The sequence below is a fragment of the Rhodanobacter soli genome (assembly GCF_039523495.1).
Lineage (GTDB): Bacteria > Pseudomonadota > Gammaproteobacteria > Xanthomonadales > Rhodanobacteraceae > Rhodanobacter > Rhodanobacter soli.
In genome coordinates, this window is record NZ_BAAAFK010000001.1 from 2,806,140 (window position 1) to 2,829,449 (window position 23,310).

Below are 23,310 nucleotides of genomic sequence, written 5' to 3' on the forward strand. Positions count from 1 at the left end.
GGGACGGATGCTGCAACAGGGGACTGCCGGACGATGAGCATGCAAATCGACACCCACACGCTGCCGCCTAGCGCCAGCGTCCGGCAGCAGGGGGCTCGGGCGTTGCTGATTGCCGTAGCCCTGGCTGCGCTGGGTGTGAGCGGCTGCGCCCCGCCACGTGGGTACTCTTCGGTGGTGGTCACTCCATCGCAACCGCAGACAGTATCGCCGACACCGGCAAGAACGTCCCGGGAGCCGTCGCTGGCTGCGATCATCGGCAACCAGCTCCAGCTTGGTCACTACGCCGAGGGTGAGCATGCCCTTCGACAGTATTTGAAACAGCATCCGGGTGACCGCGCAGCGCAGGCCATGCTGCACCAGCTCACCGCCGATCCCCGCCAGGTACTGGGCGAGCGCTGGCGCGCGCATGTCGTGCAGCCGGGCGACTCCTACAGCACCCTGGCCGGCCGTTATCTGGGCGACTCGAACCGGTTCCTGATCCTGGCCCGTTACAACGGCTCGACCAACCCCTCGATGCTGCGCGCCGGCGAGACACTGCACATGCCGCTGACTGCCGCGAGCGACACCGCGGCTGCAGGCATGATGCCGGCCGCCACCATGTTGCCCACGGCGATCGTGCGCGGTACCGAACCGCCAGCGGCAGAGGCGCGCCGGTTGCAGAGCGAAAGCGTGTCCCTGCTCGGCCAGGGACACAAGGAGCAGGCGCTCGCCCGCCTCGACCAGGCGCTGGCCATCGACCCGCGATTGAAACCGACTGGGGCCGGGGCGACCGCGCTGCGAACGCAGCTGCTGGACTCGTACCACGAGCGCGCGATCGTGCTGTACCGCGACCAGCAACTGGACCAGGCCATCGCGCTGTGGGACCGGGTGCTGACGATCGCACCGGACTACGAGCCGGCCATCGTCTACCGCACCCGGGCGCGCGAGCTCAAGCAGCGGCTCAAGCAGTACTGACCTGCGACTCAGGCCTCGCCGCCGCCTTCGTCGGCCGTCACCGACATGATCCGCGTCGGCCGCGTCACGTCCACGCCGGCGCTTGCCGGCGCGGACGGCTCCCCGGGCCGATGCTGCCGGGCCTGCAACGCGCCGTTCATCAGGTTGAAGGTAGCGAACAGCCGGCCCAGCTCATCGCGGCGGGTCAGCCGGATGCGATGGCGAAAGTCGCCACGCGCCACCCGCAGCAGCGCATCGCCAAGCAGGTTCAGCGTATTGAGCGGCCGGCGGAACAGCCAGTAGGCCGCACCGACGACGGCCGCCAGGGTCAGCACCAGCACGATGGCGATCACCCACAGCGTGGTCCGTTGCGCCGCGTCCAAGGCCGCATTGCTGATCCCCAGGCGCAGGTCGCCCACCGTCTTCGCCTGGTAACGGATGGGCACGTCGAACAGCAGCATTCCGCCCTGCGCCTGATCGCCCGCGGTGCGGCTGAGATAGCTCTGGATATCGTCCGGTCGCGGCAGGTATTTCATCCCCTGCGGAGCGAGCAGCTTGTGGCCGACTTCCTCCTGCCGCGTGCTGGCGATGATGTCGCCCGCACGATCGGCGATCGCCAGGTAGTGGATCTGCTGGTTGCGCGAGACGTCCGTGACCAGGGCGCGGGTGGCGGCATGATCGTCGAGCAGCAGGTTCTCGGCCGATTCGCTGGCGATCATGCGGCCCATCGAGCTGCCGAAATCCAGCGCCACACCGGTCACTGCAGCGCTCTGCTTGGCGTAGATCGCAGCCAGCCCCAGCACCAGCACCAGGGTCAGGATGGCGCCCAGACTGCTGGCCCAACGCAGGCGCAATGAAATGATGCGGGTCGCCAGCGGATTTTCGCGCGCGCGCTCGTACTCGCGCTCGGCCAGGCGCAGGTCGTCGATGACCTCCGCGCCACGCTGGTAACGCGACTCCGCCGTGGGCGCCAACAAGGTGCGCACGATGCTGATAAGTATCGACGGTGTCGCCGGGTCGCGCGGCCGAATCGGCGGGCGCGGCGAGCGCAGGCGCTTCCTGACCAGCTGCTGCATGTTGCCGATGTCCGGCCACGGCAGCTTGCCGGTGACCAGCCAATACAGCACCACGCCCAGCGAGAACAGGTCACTGCGCGCATCGCTGCGTTCGCCGCGCAGGCGCTCCAGCGCCATGTAGGCCGGCGTGCCGCCGATTTCCGCCGGCAGGCCACCGACATCACGCGGCGAACCGCGACGTTCGGCGATGCCGAAATCGCTGATCTTGGCGTAGCTCCAGCCTTCGGCCAGCATGATGTTCTCGGGCTTGATGTCGTGGTGGACGACGCCACGGGCATGCGCATAGTCGAGCGCCGCAGCGAGCTGTCCCACCAGGTCGATGATCACCGGCAGCGACGGAAACCCTTCGCGGCTGACCGCGCTGGCGAGCGTCTCGCCCGACAGGCGCTCCATCGCGATGTACGAGCGGCCATCGTCGGTTTCGCCGACGTCGAAGATGGTGACGATGTGCGGATGGGTCAGATGGCCTGCCGCGCGCGCCTCGATCAGGAACCGGCGCCGATAGGCGGGATCGGCAGCAATCTCCCGGTGCAGGCACTTGATCGCCACCTTGCGCTCGATGCCCGGATCGAAACCGGCGTAGACGACGGCCATCGCGCCTTCGCCGAGGATGCCCTCGATGCGATAACGGCCGACCTGCTGCGGAATGGCGCTCTCGCTCACGGCAACCCGAGGAACCACCATGCCAGCACGCCCAGGGCGCCGAGCACGGCAAGCAGCAGGATCGCGCCGACCCAGCGCCGGGATGCGGCTCCTGGCTGGCCGGGCTCGCGGGTCAGGAATACGAACTCCGCCTGCCCCAGGCGGATGTGATCGCCATGCCGCAAAACTGCCTCGTGGATGCGTCGGTCGTTCACGAACGTGCCGTTGGTGGATAGCGTATTCACGATGACGCAGCGACCTTGCTGGTTGGTGATCCAGGCATGGTTGCCGGATACGCTGAGGTCGTCGACGACGATCTCGTTGTCAGCCCGGCGGCCGATGGCCTGCCGGCCCGGGCGCAGGGTGAAGCGGCGACCCTCGATGCCGGGGCTGCTGCCCTCCAGCACCGGTTCGTGCACGCTGATCCGGCCATCCACCCCGTCCGCGGCATCGCTGGCGTACTGCCGCAATGCCTCGGTGGAAAAAAACCGGGTGCCCTGCGGTCCTGAAGATCGTTCGCCGGAGCGGAACGGTGCCTGACCACGATCGCTCATCGAAACCCCATGCCTCCCAACCAGGTTGGCACTATAACGAACTGGCGACAGCCGGGCACAGGCCATGGCCACCGGGCGGAAAATCGTTGACGCGCACGTCACATGCCTTAACGGCAGCCGGCGACGGCAGTTCGCGTTCACTGCGGGTTGAATGGGCCTGCTCAAGACTCGGGCTTTCCACAGGCAACGAGGTGCTCCCCCATGACGAACAAGCTCGCTTCTCTGACTTTCACTCTGGTGCTTGGAACGTTCGCGCTGGGAGTCTGCGACGCCGCGACGGCGCAGCAAGCCATGACCGAACCGCAAGTGCAGAGCCAGCTTACCGCCCAAGGCTATACCAGGGTGCACGACCTGAAGTTCAAGAACGGCATGTGGCACGCCGAGGCGAAGAGCGCGAACGGCGACCGGGTGGACCTGCGCATCGACGCAAAGACCGGCCAAGTGTACCCGGACAGGCAGGTGTCGCAGCTGAGCAAGCAGGACGTGCGTGCGTCGCTGGAAACCCAGGGGTACACGCACGTGCACGACGTGGAATTCGAGGACGGCATGTGGAAGGCCAAGGCGGACAACCCCGCCGGCAACCGCGTCAAACTTAAAATCGACGCCACCAACGGCAAGGTGATCGGCACTTACTAGCCAGCGGGTTGTTGAAAAAGCCTGTCTTTTTCAACGCGCCGAATCCGGCATATGTGCCCGTACTCGGCCACGTCAAACCAGGCACTGCAGTGCCTGGTTTGACGTGAGCCATCCATGGCCCGCGCCAATTTTTCACTACCTTGGCAAGAATACATTGCTCGGCGCCGGATGGACCGGCACAGCTCGCCTCACTACTATCGGCAGGTTCCTTCCTCTACAGGTGACTGCCCGTGAAGCGACTGCTCCTTTCCGCAATGATCATGGCCGCGTGTTCGGTCGTGCAGGCCGCCGACACGCCGACCTTCAGCCCCCAGCGGCTGTCCGCCGAAGTGAAGACACTGTCCTCGGATGCCTTCGAGGGCCGCGGTCCGGCCACGCCGGCCGAGACGAAGACCATCGACTACGTGGTGGCGCAGATGAAAGCCGCCGGGCTGCAGCCAGGTGGCGACCTCAAGGACGGCAAGCGCAGCTGGACCCAGGCGGTGCCGCTGCGGCGCAGCCAGATCGTGGGCACGCCCACGCTGAAACTGAGCCTGGGCGACAAGCATGAAGCGCTGACCCAGGGCGAGCAGATCGCCGTGCGCGCGCCGATGGACGGCTCGACCATGGTCGCGGTCGCCAACGCGCCGCTAGTGTTCGTGGGTTACGGCGTCAAGGCGCCGGAGCGCAACTGGGACGACTTCAAGGGCGTCGACCTGCACGGCAAGATCGCCGTGGTGCTGGTCAACGACCCCGACTTCGAGACCGGCCACGGCGACTTCGGCGGCAAGGCCATGACCTACTACGGCCGCTGGACCTACAAGTACGAAGAAGCCGCGCGGCAGGGCGCGCTCGGCATGCTGGTGATCCACGAGACCGCGCCGGCCTCGTACGGCTGGGCCACGGTGAAGAACTCCAACACCAACGCGATGTTCGACATCGTGCGCGACAAGCCAGCTGCGGTGCACCCGGAACTGGAAGGCTGGATCCAGCGCGACCTGGCCGTGCAGATGTTCAAGCATGCCGGGCTGGATTTCGATGCGCTGAAGAAGCAGGCGCAGACCCGCGACTTCAAGCCAGTGGTGCTGAAGGGCGAGAGCCTGTCGGCGAACTTCAAGGTCGATTCCGAAGTGATCACCTCGCACAACATCGTGGGCCGCGTCGAGGGCAGCAGGCGCCCGGACGAGACGGTGATCTACAGCGGCCACTGGGACCACCTCGGCGTCGGCGCGCCGGACGCGAAAGGCGACCGCATCTACAACGGCGCCGTCGACAACGCCACCGGCACCGCCGCGCTGATCGAGATGGGCCGCGCGTTCGCGCAGGGGCCGAAGCCCGAGCGCTCGGTGGTGTTCCTCAACGTGACCGCGGAGGAGAAGGGCCTGCTCGGCTCCGAGTACTACGCCGCCAACCCGCTGTACCCGCTGGCCACCACCGTGGGCGTGCTCAACATGGATGCGCTCGACCCGCACGGCCCGGCGCGCAACTTCACCATCTCCGGCAGCGCGAAACTCGGCTTGCTGGACGACCTGGTCACCGTCGCGAAGCAGCACGACGTGGTCTACACCGCGGACCCGAAACCGGAAGCCGGCCACTTCTTCCGCTCCGACCACTTCTCGTTCGCCAAGCGCGGCGTGCCCGCCGTCTCGTTCGGCTCGGGCAATGACTGGATCGACGGCGGCCTGAATGCCGGCAAGGCGGCGGAAGACGACTACACCGCCAAGCGCTACCACCAGCCCGCCGACGAATGGCAGGCCAACTGGCCGTTCACCGGCATGGCGCGCGACCTGCAGCTGCTCTACATCGTCGGCGACGACCTGGCGAACTCCGACCAGTGGCCGAACTGGGGCAAGGACTCCGAGTTCCGCGGCACCCGCGACGCCAGCGCCGCCGAGCGGAAATAGGTTCGAGGTCCGTCATCTGCATGTAGGAGCCCGCTCGCGGGCGATGCTTCTGCTCTGGAGATTCGGAGCAAGCATCACCCGCGAGCGGACTCCTACAACGGTTTTCGCCGGGGCCGGCCGTAGGCCCAGCGCAGGAACACCGGCAGCATCCGTTTCCATGACGCCTGGTTGTGCACGCCGCCTTGCAGCAGGAACAGCGTGGCGTCGGCGTGCCGCGACGGATGCTTCGCGACATCCATGTTGACCGTATAGCCCAGTTGCTTCAGCCCGCGCAGGCGAAAGCCGTCGGCGCCGCGATAACCTTGCAGCAGATCCTGCGTGTCGTCGACGGTATCGTTGATGCCGTCGCCGTCGCGATCCTTGGTTTCCTCCGCCGTACCCACCGCGAACCACATGCGCAAGCCTGCACGCTTGCGAGCGCGATCGACCATCGCCTGCGCCAGCCGCGTGTGCTGCACCGCCGTGGCGCTGCCGCGATCCGCAGCTAGCCATAACGAGGGCGAGAACGCGCCGACCTGGCCGAACACCTCCGGATACTGCCAGCCGAGATTGAACGCATTCAACGCGCCCAGCGACCAGCCCAGCATCGTGCGCCCGCGTGCGGATCTGCGCGTGCGGTAGTGCGCGTCCACATACGGCACCAGCGCCGTGGCGACCCAGGCGGAATAATCCTGCGCGCGCGTACCGATCGGGCCAATCGGCGAACCGCCGACCAGGCTGCGTGCCGCGGCGCGGTCGGACAGGCCGTAACCGCTGGCGCGATCGGCGAGCATCCCGATCGCCACCACGATCACCGGCTCGATCGCCTTGTCCCGGTACAACTGCGCCAGGGTCGACGGCAGGCCGACAGCTTCCATGTCCTGGCCGTCGTTCGCATACAGCACCGGATAGCGGCGCGCCGCGGCGTGGTCGTAATCCGGCGGCAGGTACACCGTGACCGCGATCTTCTCCGGCGCGAACGCCGCTGCATCGAGCTGCAGTTGCACCACGCCGGTTTTGTTCGACGCCAGCGCCGCCGGCGCACTGCCGACCAGCAGCACGCCGCACAGCAGAGCTCGCATGAACCAGCGCCGCGCCATCATTCCACGCTGGCGAACCAGGCGCCGTAACCGGGCAGTCGCAACCGGCCGCCATCGAAATGCCCCTGCAGCAGGCCATGGCCGTCCAGCACGCGCGGCTGGTCGAGTGTCGCAGGCAGGCGAATGTCGATGGCGGCACCGGCCAGGTTGAACACCACCAGCACGGTCTGCCCGGCCAGGCGGCGGGTGAACGCCAGCACCGGCTCGGCGGTGTCGATGAAGGCAATTTCGCCCCAGCGCAACGCAGGCTGCGACTTGCGCCAATGCATGAAGCTGCGGAAACCGTTCAACACCGAATGCGGGTCGGCGTCCTGCCGGCTCACCGCCAGCGCGCGATGTTCCGACGGCACCGGCAACCAGGGCATGCCGCGGCTGAAACCGGCGTGCGCGTCGGCATCGTTCCACGGCATCGGCGTGCGGCAACCGTCGCGGCCCTTGAACTGCGGCCAGAACGCGATGCCGTAGGGATCCTGCAGCGCCTCGTACGGCAGCTTGGCCTCGGTCAGGCCCAGTTCCTCGCCCTGGTACACGCATACCGAACCGCGCAGCGAGCAGACCATCGCGGTGAGCAGGTTGGCCAGCTGCGGCGAGGGCTGATCCCTGCCCCAGCGCGTCAGCACGCGCTCGACGTCGTGGTTGGAGATCGCCCAGCACGGCCAGCCTTCGGTCATCTGCGCTTCCAGCGCCTGCACCGTGCCGCGGATGTGCGCGGCGCTGAAGTCGTCGGTCAGCAGCTCGAAGCTGTAGCCCATGTGCAGCCGGCCGGGGCGGGTGTACTCGGCCATCGTCGCCAGCGAATCCTCCGAGGAGATCTCGCCCAGCGTGGCCACGTCGGGGTAGCGGTCCATCAGCGCGCGCAGCTCGCCGAGGAAGGCCAGGTTCTCCGGCTGCGTGTTGTTGTAGTAGTGGTACTGGAACGCGTACGGATTGTCCGGGCTGAAGCCGCGGCCCACGCGTTTCTCCTTCGGCTTGGGCGGGTTGTCGCGCAGCTCCCGGTCGTGGAAGCAGAAGTTGATCGCGTCCAGGCGAAAGCCGTCCACGCCCTTGTCGAGCCAGAAGCGCACGCTGTCGAGAATCGCCGCACGCACCTCGGGGTGGTGGAAATTCAGGTCAGGCTGCGCGGCGAGGAAGTTGTGCAGGTAGTACTGGCCGCGGCGCGGTTCCCACTGCCAGGCCGGACCACCGAACAGCGACAGCCAGTTGTTCGGCGCGCTGCCGTCCTCGCGTGCGTCGGCCCACACGTACCAGTCGGCCTTCGGGTTGTTGCGACTCTCGCGGCTTTCCCTGAACCAGGCATGCTCGATCGAGGTGTGGCTGAGCACCTGGTCGATCATCACCTTCAAGCCGAGGCGATGCGCCTTCGCCAGCAGCGCGTCGAAGTCGGCCAGCGTGCCGAACAGCGGATCGACATCGCGATAGTCGGCGATGTCGTAGCCGAAGTCGGCCATCGGCGAGCGGAAGAACGGCGCGATCCAGATCGCGTCCACGCCGAGGCTGGCCACGTAGTCGAGCCGCTCGATGATGCCCGGCAAATCGCCCACGCCGTCGCCATCGGTATCCAGGAAGCTGCGCGGATAGATCTGGTAGGTGACGGCTCCGCGCCACCAGGGTGCATCACTCATTGAACGTGTCCCCGCAGCATGAGGCGGGCACATTCGACCGCCCGTCGTTGAATGCCGATCAGCTTAGCCGCAGCGTCGTTGCGACCAGCACGGGTGTGCATACGTATTCATTCGTGCTGCAGTCGCGGCATGCCGCGTGCTAGGCGTGCCGGCGGTGGTTCACGCGTCATGCGCCCATGCCAAGTCGCACCGCGGCCCGCGCCGCATCCACCCTCCTCCCGGATGCGCGATGTTGCAATGCGATAAGCGCGCCAAGGCGCCCGCCATGAATACGTATGCAGAAAATGCTTCGCTGCGGAAATGCCGGCCTACCATGCAAACACGCCGCCGAAAACCTCGGCAGCGCACCTGCCGACGGTCGTCGCCGACGGAAGCGCGGGGGAATCCAATAACCGAGATCGACGGCGACACACCTTTGTGGGAGGGGAGTACATGGTTCTGAAACATAACGTGCTGGCAATGGCGGTTGCATCGGTGTGCCTTGGCGTCTGCGCCACGGCTTACGCCGGGACCGCACCCTCGGCCAGCCAGCAACAGGACACGCAAGATCAGGCCCAGCCGTCGTCGATCGACAAGAACAGCAAAGACACCGACAGCAAGCACAAGACGAAGAAGCTGCAGGCCGTCGAAGTCAACGGCTTCATCAGCAGCATCGAGAATTCCACCGCGCTCAAGCGCAACGCCAGCACCATCGTCGAGGCCGTCTCGGCCGAACAGGTCGGCAAGCTGCCTGGCGTGAGCATCGCCGACACCCTCGGCCGCCTGCCCGGCCTCGCCGTGCAGACCATCAGCGGTCGCCCGCAGGTGCTGACCATCCACGGCCTGGGCCCGGACTTCTCCACCGCGCTGGTCAACGGCGGCCAGCAGGTCTCGACCTCGAACAACCGCGACGTGGAGTTCGACCAGTACCCGTCGAGCTGGTTCGACAACGTGGTGGTGCACCTGACCCCGTCGGCCGCACTGATCGGCCAGGGCCTGGCCGGCACCGTCGACATGCACACCATCCGTCCGCTGGAGAAGAGCGGCCCCGAAGCCGCGCTGAACGCCCATTACGTCTGGAACGACATGTCCCAGCTGGCGAATGGCCCCGGCGTCAGCGACAAGGGCTACAACCTCAACGGCGTGTGGGTGAACCAGTTCGCCGACCACACCCTCGGCGTCACCCTTGGCGTGGACCTGGAATCCAACCCCTCGCAGATCCAGCACCAGCAGCCGTGGGGCTACCCGAACGACAACGACGGCAACGCGGTGATCGGCGGCGCGAAGAACTTCGGCATCTCTGACACGATGAAGCGCCGCGGCGTGCTGGCCACCGTGCAGTGGCAGCCGAACGAGCACTACACCGGCACCGTCGACCTCACTTACGACAACTTCAAGGAAGTGCAGCAGGCCAAGGGCATGGAGTTCCCGCTGTGGTGGAGCTCCGCGCAGCTGCAGCCGGGCGGTACGGTACAGAACGGCATGGTCACCAGCGGCACCTACGGCAGCGTCAAGCCGGTGATCCGCAACGACTACAACAGCACCAGCGCCCGGGTCTACAACTTCAACTGGGACAACAAGTTCACCATCGACGAGAACTGGACGGCCGACCTCGACGCGAACTACTCGCGCGCCACCCGCCGCGACATCAACCTCGAGAGCTACTCCGGCACCGGCTTCACCCCGGCCAACGGCGCCACCGACACCCTCGGCTTCGTCGAGCGCAGCAACGGGCTGCTCTACCTCACCCCGTCGCTTGACTACACCAACGGCGTCGTGCTGACCGACCCGCAGGGCTGGGGCGGCGGCAACGACGTGGTGCAGGCCGGCTTCATCAATGCGCCGCACACCGTGGACTACCTGGCCAACCTGCGCCTGAGCGTGGAGCGCAGCTTCTCCAGCGGCCCGTTCTCCAGCATGGAATTCGGCGTAGCGCACAGCACCCGCGACAAGAGCTACCACATCGACCAGAGCTTCCTCACCCTGGGCGGCGGCACCATCAGCGGCGGCAACGCGGTCACCACCGCGCCGTTCAGCGGCACGCCGTGCTCCCCGCTGTCGTGGATGGGCGTTCCCGCCCAGCTCTGCTACAACCCGTTCGACCTGATCGACAACGGCACCCTGCAGCAGGTACCCACCTTCGGCTCGTCGCTGTCGATGCCGCCGAACTGGAAGGTACGCGAGAAGACTCTGACCCCGTTCGTGCAGTTCAACCTCGACACCTACCTGGGCGGCGTCAACCTGCGCGGCAACTTCGGCGTGCAGGCGCAGCACACCACGCAGCGCGCCACCGGCGAACGCGTGGCGCCGGGCAGCGCGATCACCGGCAACGCGATCACGCTGATCCCGGTGGTGGGCAGCACCAGCTACACCAAGGCTCTGCCCAGCGCCAACCTGATCTTCGGCTTCAGCGACAACGACGACCTGCGCGTCAGCGCCGCACGCACCCTGGCCCGCCCGCGCATGGACCAGATGAACGCCAGCCTCGGGGTGAGCGGCAACATCACGCGCCTGCAGTCGACCGACCCGAACCAGGCGTACTTCAGCGCCTCGGGCGGCAACGCCAAGCTCAAGCCGACCATGGCCGACAACTACAACGTCAGCTACGAACACTACTTCTCCGGCGGCAACGGCTACGAATGCAACGCCGCCGACGCGAAGACCTCGGACCTGTGCCGCAGCGGCGGTGGCTACTTCGCACTGTCCGGCTACTTCCTCAAGCTGAAGGACTACATCAACCCGAACGCGGCCTACCTGTACGACTTCAGCAGCTTCCTGCCGTTCGGGTTGACGCCGGTGCAGCAGGCCCAGCTGGGCACCACCCAGGGCATCGTTTCCGGCCCGACCAACGACGGCCACGGCTACGTGAAGGGCGGCCAGGTGACCTTGAACCTGCCGTTCAACCTGGTCACGCCGGCACTCGACGGCTTCGGCGCGATCCTCACCGGCAACCGCACCAAGAGCTCGCTGGTGTTCCCCGGCAACAGCACGCCGATCACCGTGCCGGGCCTGTCGAAGTGGGTTGCCAACGCCACGCTGTACTACCAGCACAACGGCTTCGAGGCGCGCGTCAGCGACAGCTATCGGTCGAGCTTCCTCGGCCGCGTGTCGGGCATCAGCGCCTCCCGCATCGAGCAGACCATCCAGGGCGGCAGCACCTACGACGCCCAGGTCAGCTACAGCTTCGACAGCGGCAGCCTGAAGGGCCTGACCTTCATCGTGCAGGGCTCCAATCTGTCCAACAAGATCTTCACCACTTACCAGAACAACGACCCGCGCCAGGTGCTGACGTGGGAGCGCTACGGCCGCCGCTACGATATCGGCGTCTCGTACAAGTTCCAGTAAGTCGTATCAGCCTTACCTTCCCAAGGCGCCCCGCTGTGTGTTTTCCGGCGGGGTTTTTTTTCATGATCCGCGCATCCGCAGCGACGGCGGCGCGACAGCGAAGACCGCACGCCGAGGAGCCATGACATGAACGATCCCCGCATCCGCCGCATCGTGATCGTCGGCGGCGGCACCGCCGGCTGGATGGCGGCGGCGCTGCTGGCAAAGGCCCTCGGAATAGGTGTTGCCATGCGCCTTCGCGCCATGCTCCGCTGCCTCGCGGCGTCCGTGCTGTTCGCGCTGTTCGCCCTGCCCGCGCTGGGCGGATTTGCACCGGCCGCAGCTGCGCCCGCCGTTCCTGCCGCAGCGGCACCCTCCGGCGTCTGGTACGAGATCTTCGTGCGCAGCTGGTACGACACCGACGGCGACGGCATCGGCGACCTCAACGGCGTCACCGCGAAGCTCGACTACCTCCAGTCGCTCGGCGTCAGCGGCATCTGGCTGATGCCGATCAACCCCTCGCCCAGCTACCACGGCTACGACGTCACCGACTACTACGCGATCAACCCGCAGTACGGCACGCTGGCCGACTTCGAGCGCCTGCTGCGCGAGGCGCATCAGCGCGGCATCAAGATGATCATCGACCTGGTGATCAACCACACCAGCGATCAACACCCCTGGTTCACGGCTGCGCGCGATCCCGCTGATCCGCATCACGACTGGTACAGCTGGGCCGGCCCGCACACCGATCTGCACGCCGCGGACGCCGCCGGTGCGCAGGCCTGGCATGCGCTTGGCGCGGCGCATTACCTGGGCGACTTCTCCCGCAACATGCCGGACCTCGACTACGACACACCGGCGGTGCGCAAGGAGATGGTCAAGCACGGCCAGTACTGGCTGAAGAAAGGCGTGGCCGGTTTCCGTCTCGATGCCGCCCAGCACATCTACTACGACTTCAAGGCGGACGCCGACAATCCGCTCACGCTCAAGAAGAACCTCGCCTGGTGGTCCGAATTCCGCCAAGGCCTGGATGCGGTTGACCCGCAGGCCTACCTCGTCGGCGAGGTGACCCGCGACTCCGCCGACGAGCTGGCGCCGTACTTCAAGCCGCTCGACGCGGTGTTCGATTTTCCGCTGGCGACGCGGCTGATCGACAGCGCGAAGAGCGAACGCGCCAGCGATCTCGGCACACTGCTCGCGCACACCGATGCCGCCTACCGCAAGGTCGCCGGCAAATCCGGTGTGGACGCACCGTTCCTGTCCAACCACGACCAGGAACGCGTGATGAGCCAGCTCGACGACAACCCGCAGCACATGCGCATGGCCGCCGCGCTGCTGCTCACCCTGCCCGGCCAGCCGTTCGTCTATTACGGCGAGGAACTGGGCATGCGCGGGCAGAAACCCGACCCGAACCTGCGCGAACCGATGCGCTGGAATCGCGTGCCGGACGCCGCGGGCGAAACCACCTGGAAAGCCTTCACCGCGCACGACGGCCCGGCAGTATCGGTCCAGGCGCAGCAGGCCGACCCGGATTCGCTGCTGCATTACTACACGATGCTGATCCACTGGCGCAGCGAACTCCCCGTGCTGCGTGACGGCGCGATCCAGGCATGGCCCGTGGACAACCCGCACATCGCCGCCTGGCGGCTCGACCACGCACACAGCCACGTACTGGTGGTGCACAACCTGTCCGGCCAGGCGCAGTCGATCCCGCTGGACGGACAGCCTTTCCGCACCGTGCGGTTGCACAGCAGGCCCGACACCACGTTGCAACACGACCGCCTGCAGATACCGGCGTACGCCACGGCGATCCTGCAGTGACCACGGAGCCCGATGCGATGACAAAACCCGTTCCCTCCCGCCGGCGTAACGCTGCCATTGCCAAGCTGTGCCTGGGCCTTGCCCTGGCCTCGTTCGGCACCGGCGCCACCCATGCAACGACTCCACCGACATCTTCCATGGCCCCTATTGCAAACCACGACATCGCAATCGACCTCGGCGCCGACCAGCTCACCGTCCGCTTCGTCGCGCCCGGCATCGTGCACGTGCAACACCGGCACGCTGGTGCGACCGATACGCCCGCGCTGGTGATCGACCGCGACGCCACCCTGCCGGGCTTCGAGCCGGTACGTGCCGACGACAGCGCGGGCGAGCCGACGCTCACCACCAGCAGCGCTTCGGTGCACTGGAACCGGCAACACCAGCTGCTGCAGATCGACGACGCGCAGCAGCGACGCCTGCTGCAGATCGACCTCGCCCCCGCACAACCCGGCACGCTGAGCCTGCGCCACGATCCCCACGACGCGCTGTACGGCATCGGCGGCTACAACGCCACCGAGGACGCCTCGGCCGGCATGTTGCGCACCGGCAAGCAGGTGGCCATGGCTGGCGAGCAGGGCCACGCCGGCGCACCGTTCGTGTGGAGCAGCGCCGGCTACGGCGTGCTGCTGGACAGCGACGGCGCCACGTTCACCCTGGCGCCGGGCATGATCAGTGTCAGCGGCGCCGCACGCCAACACCCCGACTACTACCTCCTCGTCGGCACACCCGCCGAGATCTTCACCGCACTGGCGCAGCTCAGCGGCCACTCGCCGCTGTTCCCGAAATGGGCGATGGGTTTCACCAACAGCCAGTGGGGCATCGACGAGAAGGAGCTGCTGCAGATCGTCGACACCTATCGCGCCAAGCACATTCCAATCGACAACATCACGCTGGACTTCGACTGGAAGGCCTGGGGCGAGGACGACTACGGCGAGTTCCGCTGGAACCCGATCAAATTTCCCGACGGTCCCAGCGGTGCCTTGAAGAGACAGATGGACGTCCGCGGGATCAAGCTGACCGGCATCATGAAGCCGCGCATCCACGTCGACACGGTGGAGGGACGCTACGCCAGCGCGCACGGTTTCTGGGTGCCGGGCGAGAAAGTCAGCGACGATTATTTTTCGCACAAGCCGGTGAGGAACATCGACTTCGACCTGGCCGCCGCGCGCCGCTGGTTCGGCAACCTGGCGATCAAGTACGGCTACGACCACGGCATCGTCGGCTGGTGGAACGACGAGGCGGACACCACCGGCAGTGATACCGAGTTCATGAACATGCAGCGCGCGCTGTACGACAGCCAGCGCGCCGTGTCGAACCAGCGCGTGTGGTCGATCAACCGCAATTTCTGGCTGGGCTCGCAGCGCTACGCCTACGGCCTGTGGTCGGGCGACATCCCCAGCGGCTTCGCCAGCATGGCCGGCCAGCGCGCACGCATGCTCAGCGCGATCAACGTGGGCGCGATGCAGTGGGGCATGGACGGCGGCGGTTTCAAGGACGGCACGCCGACGCCGGAGAACTACGCGCGCTGGATCCAGTTCGGCGCATTCACGCCGATCTTCCGCGTACACGGCGAGCTGGGCCAGAAGCGCCAGCCGTGGGTGTACGGCCCGGTCGCGGAGAAGGCCGCGACCGCTGCGATCCGCCTGCGCTACGCGCTGATTCCCTACATCTACAGCTACGAGCACGCGCGCCGCGCCACCGGCATGGGCCTGGTGCGCCCGCTGCTGTTCGACTGGCCCGAAGACCCCAACGTGCGCAACGACGTCGACAGCTGGCTGTTCGGCGACTGGCTGCTGGCCTCGCCGGTGGTCGTGCAAGGGCAAATCGCGAAGGACGTCTACCTGCCCGCCGGGCGCTGGACCGACTGGTTCAACGGCAAGGTCTACGACGGCGGCCGCAGCATCCGCCTGGCGATCGACAGCAAGGCGTGGAGCGACATCCCGCTGTTCGTCCGCGAGGGCGCGATCATCCCGACCCAGCCGCCGATGGACTACGTGGGCGAGCAGCCGCTAACCCAGCTCGACGTCGACGTGTTCCCCGCCGCGCAGCGCAATACGTTCGACTATTACGACGATGACGGCAGCAGCTACGACTACGAGCATGGCGCGTACTTCCTGCAATCACTCTCGGCCCAGCGCCGCGGCGACACCGTGCAGCTGGAGCTCGGCGCTGCCAGCGGCAGCTTCAAACCGGCGCTGCGCTTCTACCTGCTGAAGGTCCACGGCCACACGAGCGGCGCAGTCACCGGCAACGGCAAGCGCCTGCCGTCCTTCGCCGATCCGGACGCCTTGCGGCGCAGCCAGGGCGAAGGCTGGGCTGGCGGCCGTGATCGTTTCGGCGCGGTGACCTGGGTGCGGATCGCCGCCGGCACGCCGCAGGACGTGGTGCTTTCACCCGGGCGCTGAGCGCTCCGGATTTCCCGCGGCAGTGGACGCGCTGGCCGGAGCGTACGAGACTCTCCGTCTCGGTGTAATCGTGTGCGCCCCGCCCGCCCCCGCGCCGACATGGACATCGCGATGACCCACCTGTCTATTGCCCGCCACTTCCTGCTTTCCGCCTGCGCCGCCATCCTGCTGGTCACCGGCGCCGTGCATGCCGCTCCTGCGGCAGGCGAACAGATCCGCGTCGACGCCAGCGCCAGCGGCACGCCCTTCCCGCATTTCTGGGAACACATGCTCGGCTCCGGCCGCGCCTCGCTGGCGCTGCGTGACGACTACCGCAGGGACCTGGACGCCGTGCACCAGGCCACCGGCGTCGGCTACATCCGCTTCCACGGCATCCTCGACCACGACGTGGGCCTGGTGCAGCGCGACGCGCAAGGAAAGATTTCCTACAACTTCTCCTACGTCGACCAGATCTACGACGGCCTGCTCGAGCACGGCTTCAAGCCGTTCGTCGAACTCGGCTTCATGCCGCCGGAGCTGACCTCCGACCCGGCCGCGCTGCACCCGTTCTGGTACCACCCGAACATCGCGCCGCCAAAGGACTACGCCGAGTGGGACGCGATGATCGGCGCGCTGGCCAAACATCTGGTCGAGCGCTACGGCATCGACGAAGTGGCCAGCTGGTACTTCGAGGTGTGGAACGAGCCGAACATCGGCTTCTGGACCGGCACGCCGGCGCAGGCAAGCTACTTCACGCTGTACGAGCACACCGTGCGCGCGCTCAAGGCGGTCAGCCCGCGCCTGCGCGTGGGTGGCCCGTCCACCGCGCAGGCGGCGTGGATTCCGGACTTCCTCCAGCATGCGCACGAGGCGAAGGTACCGGTGGATTTCGTCAGCACCCACGTCTACGGCGACGACACCGCCGACAACGTGCTGCACAGCGACGAGAACGTGCCACGCCGCGACATGGTCTGCCGCGCGGTGGACAAGGTGCACCGGGAAATCGCCGCCTCGCCCTACCCGCAGATGCCATTGGTCTTCAGCGAGTACAACGCCAGCTACGCGAACCTGCCCAACGTCACCGACACCGTGTTCATGGGGCCGTGGCTCGCCAACACGATCCGCGAATGTGCCGGCAAGGTCGAGGTGATGAGCTACTGGTCGTTCTCCGACGTGTTCGAGGAACAGGGCATCGTGCGCAACCCGTTCTACGGCGGCTTCGGCCTGATCGCCGCCAACCGCATTCCCAAGCCCGCGTTCAACGCGTTCGCGATGCTGCACAAGCTGGGCGATAAGCGGCTCGTTGTGGATTCCGATGCCGCCCTGGCCACCCGCCGCGACGACGGCAGCGTGGTCATCGCGCTGTGGAACTACGCCCCGGAGGTCGGCCATACCGCCAGCTACACGCCCGGCAAACCCGCCGGCACGCCGAAGCACTTCAGCATCGACGTGCGACACCTGCCCGCCGGCGCCCACGCCACCGTCTGGCGGCTGGACGCCACCCACGGCAACGCCGTCGCCGCGTTCGACCGCATGGGCCGCCCCAACTCCCCCAGCCGCGAGCAGATCGTGCAGCTGCGCGAAGCCGGCAAGCTGGCCGCAGCGAAGTCGATGAAAGTGAGCAACGGCAAGTTCGAGGTCACTGTTCCGGTACAGGGGCTGGTGGTAGTCGAGCTGCGCTGAGGCCGATCAAGCCAGCGCAAGGCCCGACCGGCAACCCGCGCTCACGGCCTCATGCGGCAAGGGGCATGCCGCGCCGCCGGCCCATCCGCCCATGAATACGTATGCATGGGCTGGTTGCTGCAGTGCGACGCTATCTACCATGCGGTGACGACCCGCACGAACAGGCCCGCCGCATGCGTGGGCCACGTGCCGGCACGACACCATAGCTGCAGGAGGGGACATGCCGATCGAGCACATCATCCAGCGCGGGCCACGAGCGGCACGCGCATGTTGAGCATCGTCCTGGCCGCCGCGCTGGCAGCGGGCGCAGCGGCGCCGGCCTGGCACGACGGGCTGGACTGGCATGGTGTGCATGTCGGCATCAGCCGCGACGCGCAGCACAACTACACGCTGGCGTGGCCCTACGGCGAGCGCGGGATCGCCGCGCAACCATTGCGCACCGACACCGCCAGCGTGCTGTTCGACGGCCTGTTCGCGATGGCGCAGGACGACCTGGCGCTGGATTCGGTCAGCGCGATCCGCGACGGCGCGTTCGACCACGGCCAGCCGATTCCCTGCCAGTGTTTCGTGACCGGCCTGAAGTGGCCCTACGTGTGGACACGCGACCTGTCCTACGCGATCGACCTTGGCCTGTGGCGCTTCGACCCGGCGCGCTCGCGCAACGGGCTGAAGTTCAAGCTGTCCGACGCGCGCGTTGCGTCCGCGCCGCAGGGCTCGGCTCCAAAACGGCTTTATCCGATGCAGGACACCGGCTCCGGCGGCAGCTGGCCGATCAGCACCGACCGCGTGGTGTGGTTCCTCGGCGCGCGCCACCTGCTCGGGGACACGGCCTTTGCCGGCGACGTCGACAAGGCACTCGGCGCCACCCTGGCGCAGGATCGCCAGTACGCATTCGACACCACGTTCGGCCTGTACCGCGGCGAGACCTCGTTCCTCGACTGGCGCGAGCAGAGCTACCCGGCGTGGACGGCGGACGAGGTGACCTTCATCGCGCAGTCCTATGCGCTGTCCACCAACGTGCTGCATTACCAGGCGCTGCAGCTGGCCGCCACGCTGGCCGACGGACGGCACGACGCGAAGGCGGCGGCTGGCTACCGCAACCAGGCCGCCGCGCTGAAGAGCGCGATCAACGCGTACTTCTGGCGCGCCGACCGCGGCACGTACATGAGCTACCTCGGCGGCGACGGCACGCCTTACGACAGCTACGATCTGCTCGGCATCGCGCTGGTGATCACCAGCGGCGTGGCCGACGGCGAACGTGCGCGACAGGCGCTGGCGAATTACCCGAGCTGGCCCGCCGGCAGCCCGGTGATCTGGCCCGAGCGTTCCGACCAGCCGATCTACCACAACCGCGCGATCTGGCCGTTCGTCAGCGCGTATGCGTTGCGCGCCGCACGCATGACGGAGCAGCCCGCGCGCATCGCGCACGAGATCGAGTCGGTGATGCGCGGTGCCGCGCTGTACGGTTCCAACATGGAAAACTACGAGCTGCTCACCCAGGGCCAGCACGTGGACGAAGGCAGGCTCAGCGGCCCGGTGGTGAATTCGCCGCGCCAGCTGTGGTCGGTGGCGGCTTATCTGGCCGTGGTCACCGAAGGTGTGTTTGGCCTCGGCGACGACGGCCGGGTGGAACCGAAGCTGCCCACTTCGCTGGTGCCGATGCTGTTCGGCCAACGCCGCGCGATCACGCTCGACCTGCGCGACCGGCAGATCACCTTGCAGCTTCCGGAAAAATACATCGGCAACCTGCTCGTCGCCGATCGCACCAGCACGCGCGGCACGGCCACCACGGTGATGCTCAAGGCCGTGCAGGTGCCGGACGCGCCGCTGCGTACCGATGCGCCGCTGTACGCGCCCGTCGCGCCTGCCGCACCGCGGATACGCGCCGACGGCGACGGCTGGCAGATCACGACCGACGGCAAGGTGCGGCTCTACCTCAACGGTCAGGTTCACGGCAGCGTCGATGGTGACAGTCACCTCGCGCGGCAACCTGGCCTGGCCTGCCTCAGCGCCACGCGCGTGGATGCGCACGGCCTGGAATCGCTGCACAGCCCTGACACCTGCGTGGGCGAGGTGACGAAAGTCGCCGGAAACTGGCCGCGCACGTGGACCGCATCGACCAGCGGCAGTTATCGCGTCGCGCTCGACTACGCCAACGACCACGGCCCGATCAACACCGGCATCACCGCCGCAGTGAAGATGCTGGTGATCCGCTGCGCGGGCAGCGACGAGCAGCGCCTGCCGATCGTGATGCCGCACAGCGTGCGCACGCAGCCATCCACCTGGGGCCGCTTCGACGCCAAGGCAGGCGCCACCTGCCGGTTCACCCTCGACGACGGCTTCAACATGAGCTACCTCGGCCACTTCGCCCACTACACCGGCGGCAGCGGCGGCAGCGACGGCGCCCTGAACCAGGCCGACGTGCACACCCTGCTGATCGCCCCGCTCGCCACCGGCCACGCCACCCCATGAAGGACGGCACCCTCTTGAACAACAAACCGGCACTGTCGTTCTGGCAGATATGGAACATGTGCTTTGGCTTCCTCGGCCTGCAGTTCGGCTTCGCGTTGCAGAATGCGAACGTCAGCCGGATCTTCCAGACCCTGGGCGCCGACGTGAACGACATCCCGGCGCTGTGGATCGCCGCGCCGCTGACCGGGCTGATCGTGCAGCCGATCATCGGCCACTTCTCCGACCGCACCTGGAACCGGCTGGGCCGGCGCCGACCGTACTTCCTGATCGGCGCGGTGTTCGCCTCGCTGGCCCTGCTGTGGATGCCGAACGCGCCGGTGCTGTGGATGGCCGCCGGCCTGCTGTGGATCCTGGATGCGTCGATCAACGTGTCGATGGAACCGTTCCGCGCCTTCGTCGGCGACCAGTTGCCCACACAGCAGCGGCCGACCGGCTACGCGATGCAGAGCTTCTTCATCGGTATCGGCGCGGTAGTGGCCTCGGCGCTGCCGTGGATCCTGGCGCGGTTCGGCGTGGCCAACGTGGCCGCGGATGGCAGCATCCCCGACACGGTGAAGTACGCGTTCTACGCCGGCGGCGCGGTGCTGCTGGGCGCGGTGCTGTGGACGATCCTGCGCACGCGCGAATACCCGCCCGCGCAGCTGCAATCGTTCACCGACAACGTGGCGGAAAAGCCGCCGGTGGACGCGGCGCAGGCCTGGCGACCCGGCCTGGCGCTGCTGGTGGCCGGCATCGCGGTGCTGTTCGCCATCGGGCATTTTGCGCTGGAGAAAGAGGTCTACCTGCTTGCCGGCGGCCTGCTCGTGTTCGGCCTGCTGTTCGTCTGGCTGGGCTTCACCCGCAGCCGCGGCATGCTGCGCGAGGTGATGGGCGATCTCTACGACATGCCCGTCGCGATGCGCCGGCTCGCCTGGGTGCAACTGTTCTCGTGGTTCGCGCTGTTCGCGATGTGGATCTACAGCACGCCGGGCGTGACGCAGACCATCTACGGCACCACCGACGTCGGCTCGGCCCTCTACAACGAAGGCGCCAACTGGGTCGGCGTGCTGTTTGCCGCGTACAACGGTTTCGCCGCGCTGGCCGCGGTGGTGATCCCGCTGATGGTGCGCCGCTGGGGCCTGCGCATCAGCCACCTGGTGAACCTGTGCCTGGGCGGCGCCGGCCTGCTGTCGTTCCTGGTCATCCGCGACCCGCAGTGGTTGCTGGCCTCAATGGTCGGCGTGGGCTTCGCCTGGGCCTCGATCCTGTCGCTGCCGTACGCCTTGCTGTCGGACAACCTGCCGGCGGCGAAGATGGGCGTGTACATGGGCATCTTCAATTTCTTCATCGTGATTCCGCAACTGCTCGCCGCCAGCGTGCTCGGCCTGCTGCTGCGGCTGTGCTTCCACAACCAGCCGATCTGGGCGCTGGCGCTGGGCGGCGCCTGCCTGCTGGTCGCCGGCCTGTTCACCCTGCGCGTGCGGGAGCCGGTCTACGTGCCGCCCGCAGCCCTCGCTAGCGGAACCCCGACATGATCAAGAGAATGACCCTCCTGGTCGGCGCGCTGACGCTGGCCTGCGGCTACGCGCAAGCAGCCACGACCGCCACGCCGGAATTCGTCGGCACCGATGCGCCGTTCGCATCGAACGCGATCTACTTCGTGATGACCGACCGTTTCGTCAACGGCGATCCGTCGAACGACCAGCGCGACCAGGGCGGCGCCCACCGCACCTTCGACATCCCGGTGCCCGGCGCGCCGAAGGGCGAGAGCGCGAACATCGGCTACCTCGGCGGCGACTTCAAGGGCGTGCTGGACAACGCCGGCTACATCCGCGGCATGGGCTTCGGCGCGGTGTGGATCACCCCGATCGTGGACAACCCGAACGAGGCGTTCACCGGCGGCGACCCGGTGAGCTGGGGCTCGAAGTTCACCGACCGCGGCAAGACCGGCTTCCACGGCTACTGGGGCGTCAACTTCTACCAGCTCGACGAGCACCTGCCGAGCAAGGATCTTGACTTCACCCAATTCACCGCGAAGATGCGCGCGCACGGCCTGAGGACCGTGCTCGACATCGTCGCCAACCACGGCTCGCCCGCCTTCACGATGCCCAAGGCGCAGCCGATGTTCGGCCAGATCTACGACAAGCACGGCAAGCTGATCGCCGACGAACAGAACCTGCGCCCCGACCAGCTCGACCCGGTGCGCAACCCGCTGCACCGCTTCTACCACGCCTACGACGACCTGGTGCAGCTGTCCAACAACGACGATCAGAACCCGGCCGTGCTGGACTACTTCACGGGCGCGTACATGCAGTGGGCCGACCAGGGCGCCGACGCGTTTCGCATCGACACCATCAGCCACATGCCCACCGCGTTCTGGAAACAATTCGCCGCGCGCATCCGCGCCAAGCATCCCGGCTTCTTCATGTTCGGCGAAGCGTTCGACTACAGCCCCGACAACATCGGCCAGTACACCTGGCCACAGAACGGCGGCATCAGCCTGCTCGACTTCCCGCTGCGCGGCCGCATCGCCGACGTGTTCGAACACCCCGGCAGCGACTACGCCAAACTGCTCGACCGCCTGTATCTCACCAATGGCCCGTACGCGAATCCGTACGAGCTGGTCACCTTCTATGACAACCACGACATGGCACGGTTGAACGCCAGCGACAACGGCTTCATCGACGCCAACAACTGGCTGTTCACCGCGCGCGGCATTCCCGCGATCTACTACGGCTCCGAAACCGGGTTCGAACGCGGCAAGGCCGAACACCAGGGCAACCGCAACTACTACGGCCAACAGCGCATCGACGCGGCATCGAAAAGCCCGATCTATCGCCAGCTGAAACGCATCGCCCTGTTGCGCGAGAACACCCCCGCCCTGCAACGCGGCCTGATGCTGCCGATCCACTTCGCCGGCAATCAGGCCGCGTTCTATCGCGTGTACCAAAAAGGTGACGTGCATCAGATCGCGCTGGTGCTGCTCAACAAGGGCGACGCCGCCGCGCAGTTCGACGTCAGCGACTACCTGCAAGCCGGCCGTTGGCAACTAGTGCTCGGCGGCACCGCAATCGACGTAGCCGAAGGCGGCCACCTGCGCACCAGCGTCTCGGCGCACGACGTGCAAGTTTATCTGCTGGATGCCGTGGCAAAGCGCGCGGACCTGGTGGCGGAACTGACGCGGCTGATGGAGGAGCGCGGGCATCCTGAGCGCTGATTCGCCCAACCAAACACTGCCGGATT

General features: G+C 67.0%; 14 protein-coding genes. 10 read left to right on the top strand and 4 right to left on the bottom strand.

The genetic code is table 11. The annotated features are described in order from the left end of the window. The first annotated feature begins 39 nt into the window (after positions 1–39). On the top strand, positions 40–954 hold the full coding sequence (locus ABD024_RS12845; protein ID WP_343853273.1) for a LysM peptidoglycan-binding domain-containing protein: 915 nt from the start codon (positions 40–42) through the stop codon (positions 952–954). An 8-nt stretch (positions 955–962) separates the two neighbouring features. On the opposite strand, the gene ABD024_RS12850 is transcribed toward ABD024_RS12845, so the two are convergent. Beyond that, complete coding sequence (locus tag ABD024_RS12850; RefSeq protein WP_343853275.1) at positions 963–2,672, bottom strand: protein kinase domain-containing protein; 1,710 nt, start codon at positions 2,670–2,672, stop codon at positions 963–965. Next, positions 2,669–3,271, bottom strand: a complete 603-nt coding sequence (locus tag ABD024_RS12855; RefSeq protein WP_343853277.1) for an FHA domain-containing protein — start codon at positions 3,269–3,271, stop codon at positions 2,669–2,671. The genes ABD024_RS12850 and ABD024_RS12855 overlap by 4 nt, the downstream gene beginning before the upstream one ends. A gap of 135 nt (positions 3,272–3,406) precedes the next feature. On the opposite strand from ABD024_RS12855, the gene ABD024_RS12860 reads away from it, so the two are divergent. Both ABD024_RS12860 and ABD024_RS12865 read left to right on the top strand, forming a co-directional pair. Continuing rightward, a complete protein-coding gene (locus ABD024_RS12860; protein WP_343853279.1) occupies positions 3,407–3,841 on the top strand; it encodes a PepSY domain-containing protein in 435 nt (144 codons plus the stop codon). Positions 3,842–4,095: 254 nt separating this feature from the next. Then, positions 4,096–5,724 carry a M28 family metallopeptidase gene (locus ABD024_RS12865; RefSeq protein ID WP_425543162.1) on the top strand — a complete coding sequence of 543 codons (1,629 nt, stop codon included), beginning with the start codon at positions 4,096–4,098 and terminating at the stop codon, positions 5,722–5,724. 92 nt (positions 5,725–5,816) lie between these two features. Here ABD024_RS12865 and ABD024_RS12870 read toward each other — a convergent pair whose 3' ends face one another. Beyond that, positions 5,817–6,785, bottom strand: coding sequence for an alpha/beta hydrolase (locus ABD024_RS12870; protein WP_343853283.1), 969 nt, complete (start codon positions 6,783–6,785; stop codon positions 5,817–5,819). Positions 6,786–6,802: 17 nt separating this feature from the next. Beyond that, entirely contained in the window at positions 6,803–8,425 is a 1,623-nt protein-coding gene (locus ABD024_RS12875) for an alpha-glucosidase (RefSeq protein ID WP_343853285.1), read from the bottom strand. A 432-nt stretch (positions 8,426–8,857) separates the two neighbouring features. Between ABD024_RS12875 and ABD024_RS12880 the strand changes: the two genes are divergently transcribed. The 7 genes from ABD024_RS12880 to ABD024_RS12910 all read left to right on the top strand — a co-directional run bounded on the left by ABD024_RS12880 (position 8,858) and on the right by ABD024_RS12910 (position 23,284). Further along, positions 8,858–11,749, top strand: a complete 2,892-nt coding sequence (locus ABD024_RS12880; protein ID WP_343853287.1) for a TonB-dependent receptor — start codon at positions 8,858–8,860, stop codon at positions 11,747–11,749. A 126-nt stretch (positions 11,750–11,875) separates the two neighbouring features. Further along, positions 11,876–13,549, top strand: coding sequence for an alpha-amylase family glycosyl hydrolase (locus tag ABD024_RS12885; protein WP_343853289.1), 1,674 nt, complete (start codon positions 11,876–11,878; stop codon positions 13,547–13,549). A gap of 137 nt (positions 13,550–13,686) precedes the next feature. After that, the gene (locus ABD024_RS12890; RefSeq protein ID WP_343853291.1) at positions 13,687–15,954 is read left to right on the top strand and encodes a glycoside hydrolase family 31 protein; all 2,268 of its coding nucleotides are present in this window, start codon (positions 13,687–13,689) and stop codon (positions 15,952–15,954) included. 111 nt (positions 15,955–16,065) lie between these two features. Further along, positions 16,066–17,616, top strand: coding sequence for a GH39 family glycosyl hydrolase (locus tag ABD024_RS12895; RefSeq protein ID WP_343853293.1), 1,551 nt, complete (start codon positions 16,066–16,068; stop codon positions 17,614–17,616). Positions 17,617–17,883: 267 nt separating this feature from the next. Beyond that, positions 17,884–20,088, top strand: a complete 2,205-nt coding sequence (locus tag ABD024_RS12900; RefSeq protein ID WP_343853295.1) for a Six-hairpin glycosidase-like protein — start codon at positions 17,884–17,886, stop codon at positions 20,086–20,088. Further along, on the top strand, positions 20,085–21,602 hold the full coding sequence (locus tag ABD024_RS12905) for an MFS transporter (RefSeq protein ID WP_343853297.1): 1,518 nt from the start codon (positions 20,085–20,087) through the stop codon (positions 21,600–21,602). The genes ABD024_RS12900 and ABD024_RS12905 overlap by 4 nt, the downstream gene beginning before the upstream one ends. Beyond that, positions 21,599–23,284, top strand: a complete 1,686-nt coding sequence (locus ABD024_RS12910) for an alpha-amylase family glycosyl hydrolase (protein WP_343853299.1) — start codon at positions 21,599–21,601, stop codon at positions 23,282–23,284. Before ABD024_RS12905 ends, ABD024_RS12910 begins: the two co-directional genes overlap by 4 nt. The last annotated feature ends 26 nt before the right edge of the window (positions 23,285–23,310 follow it).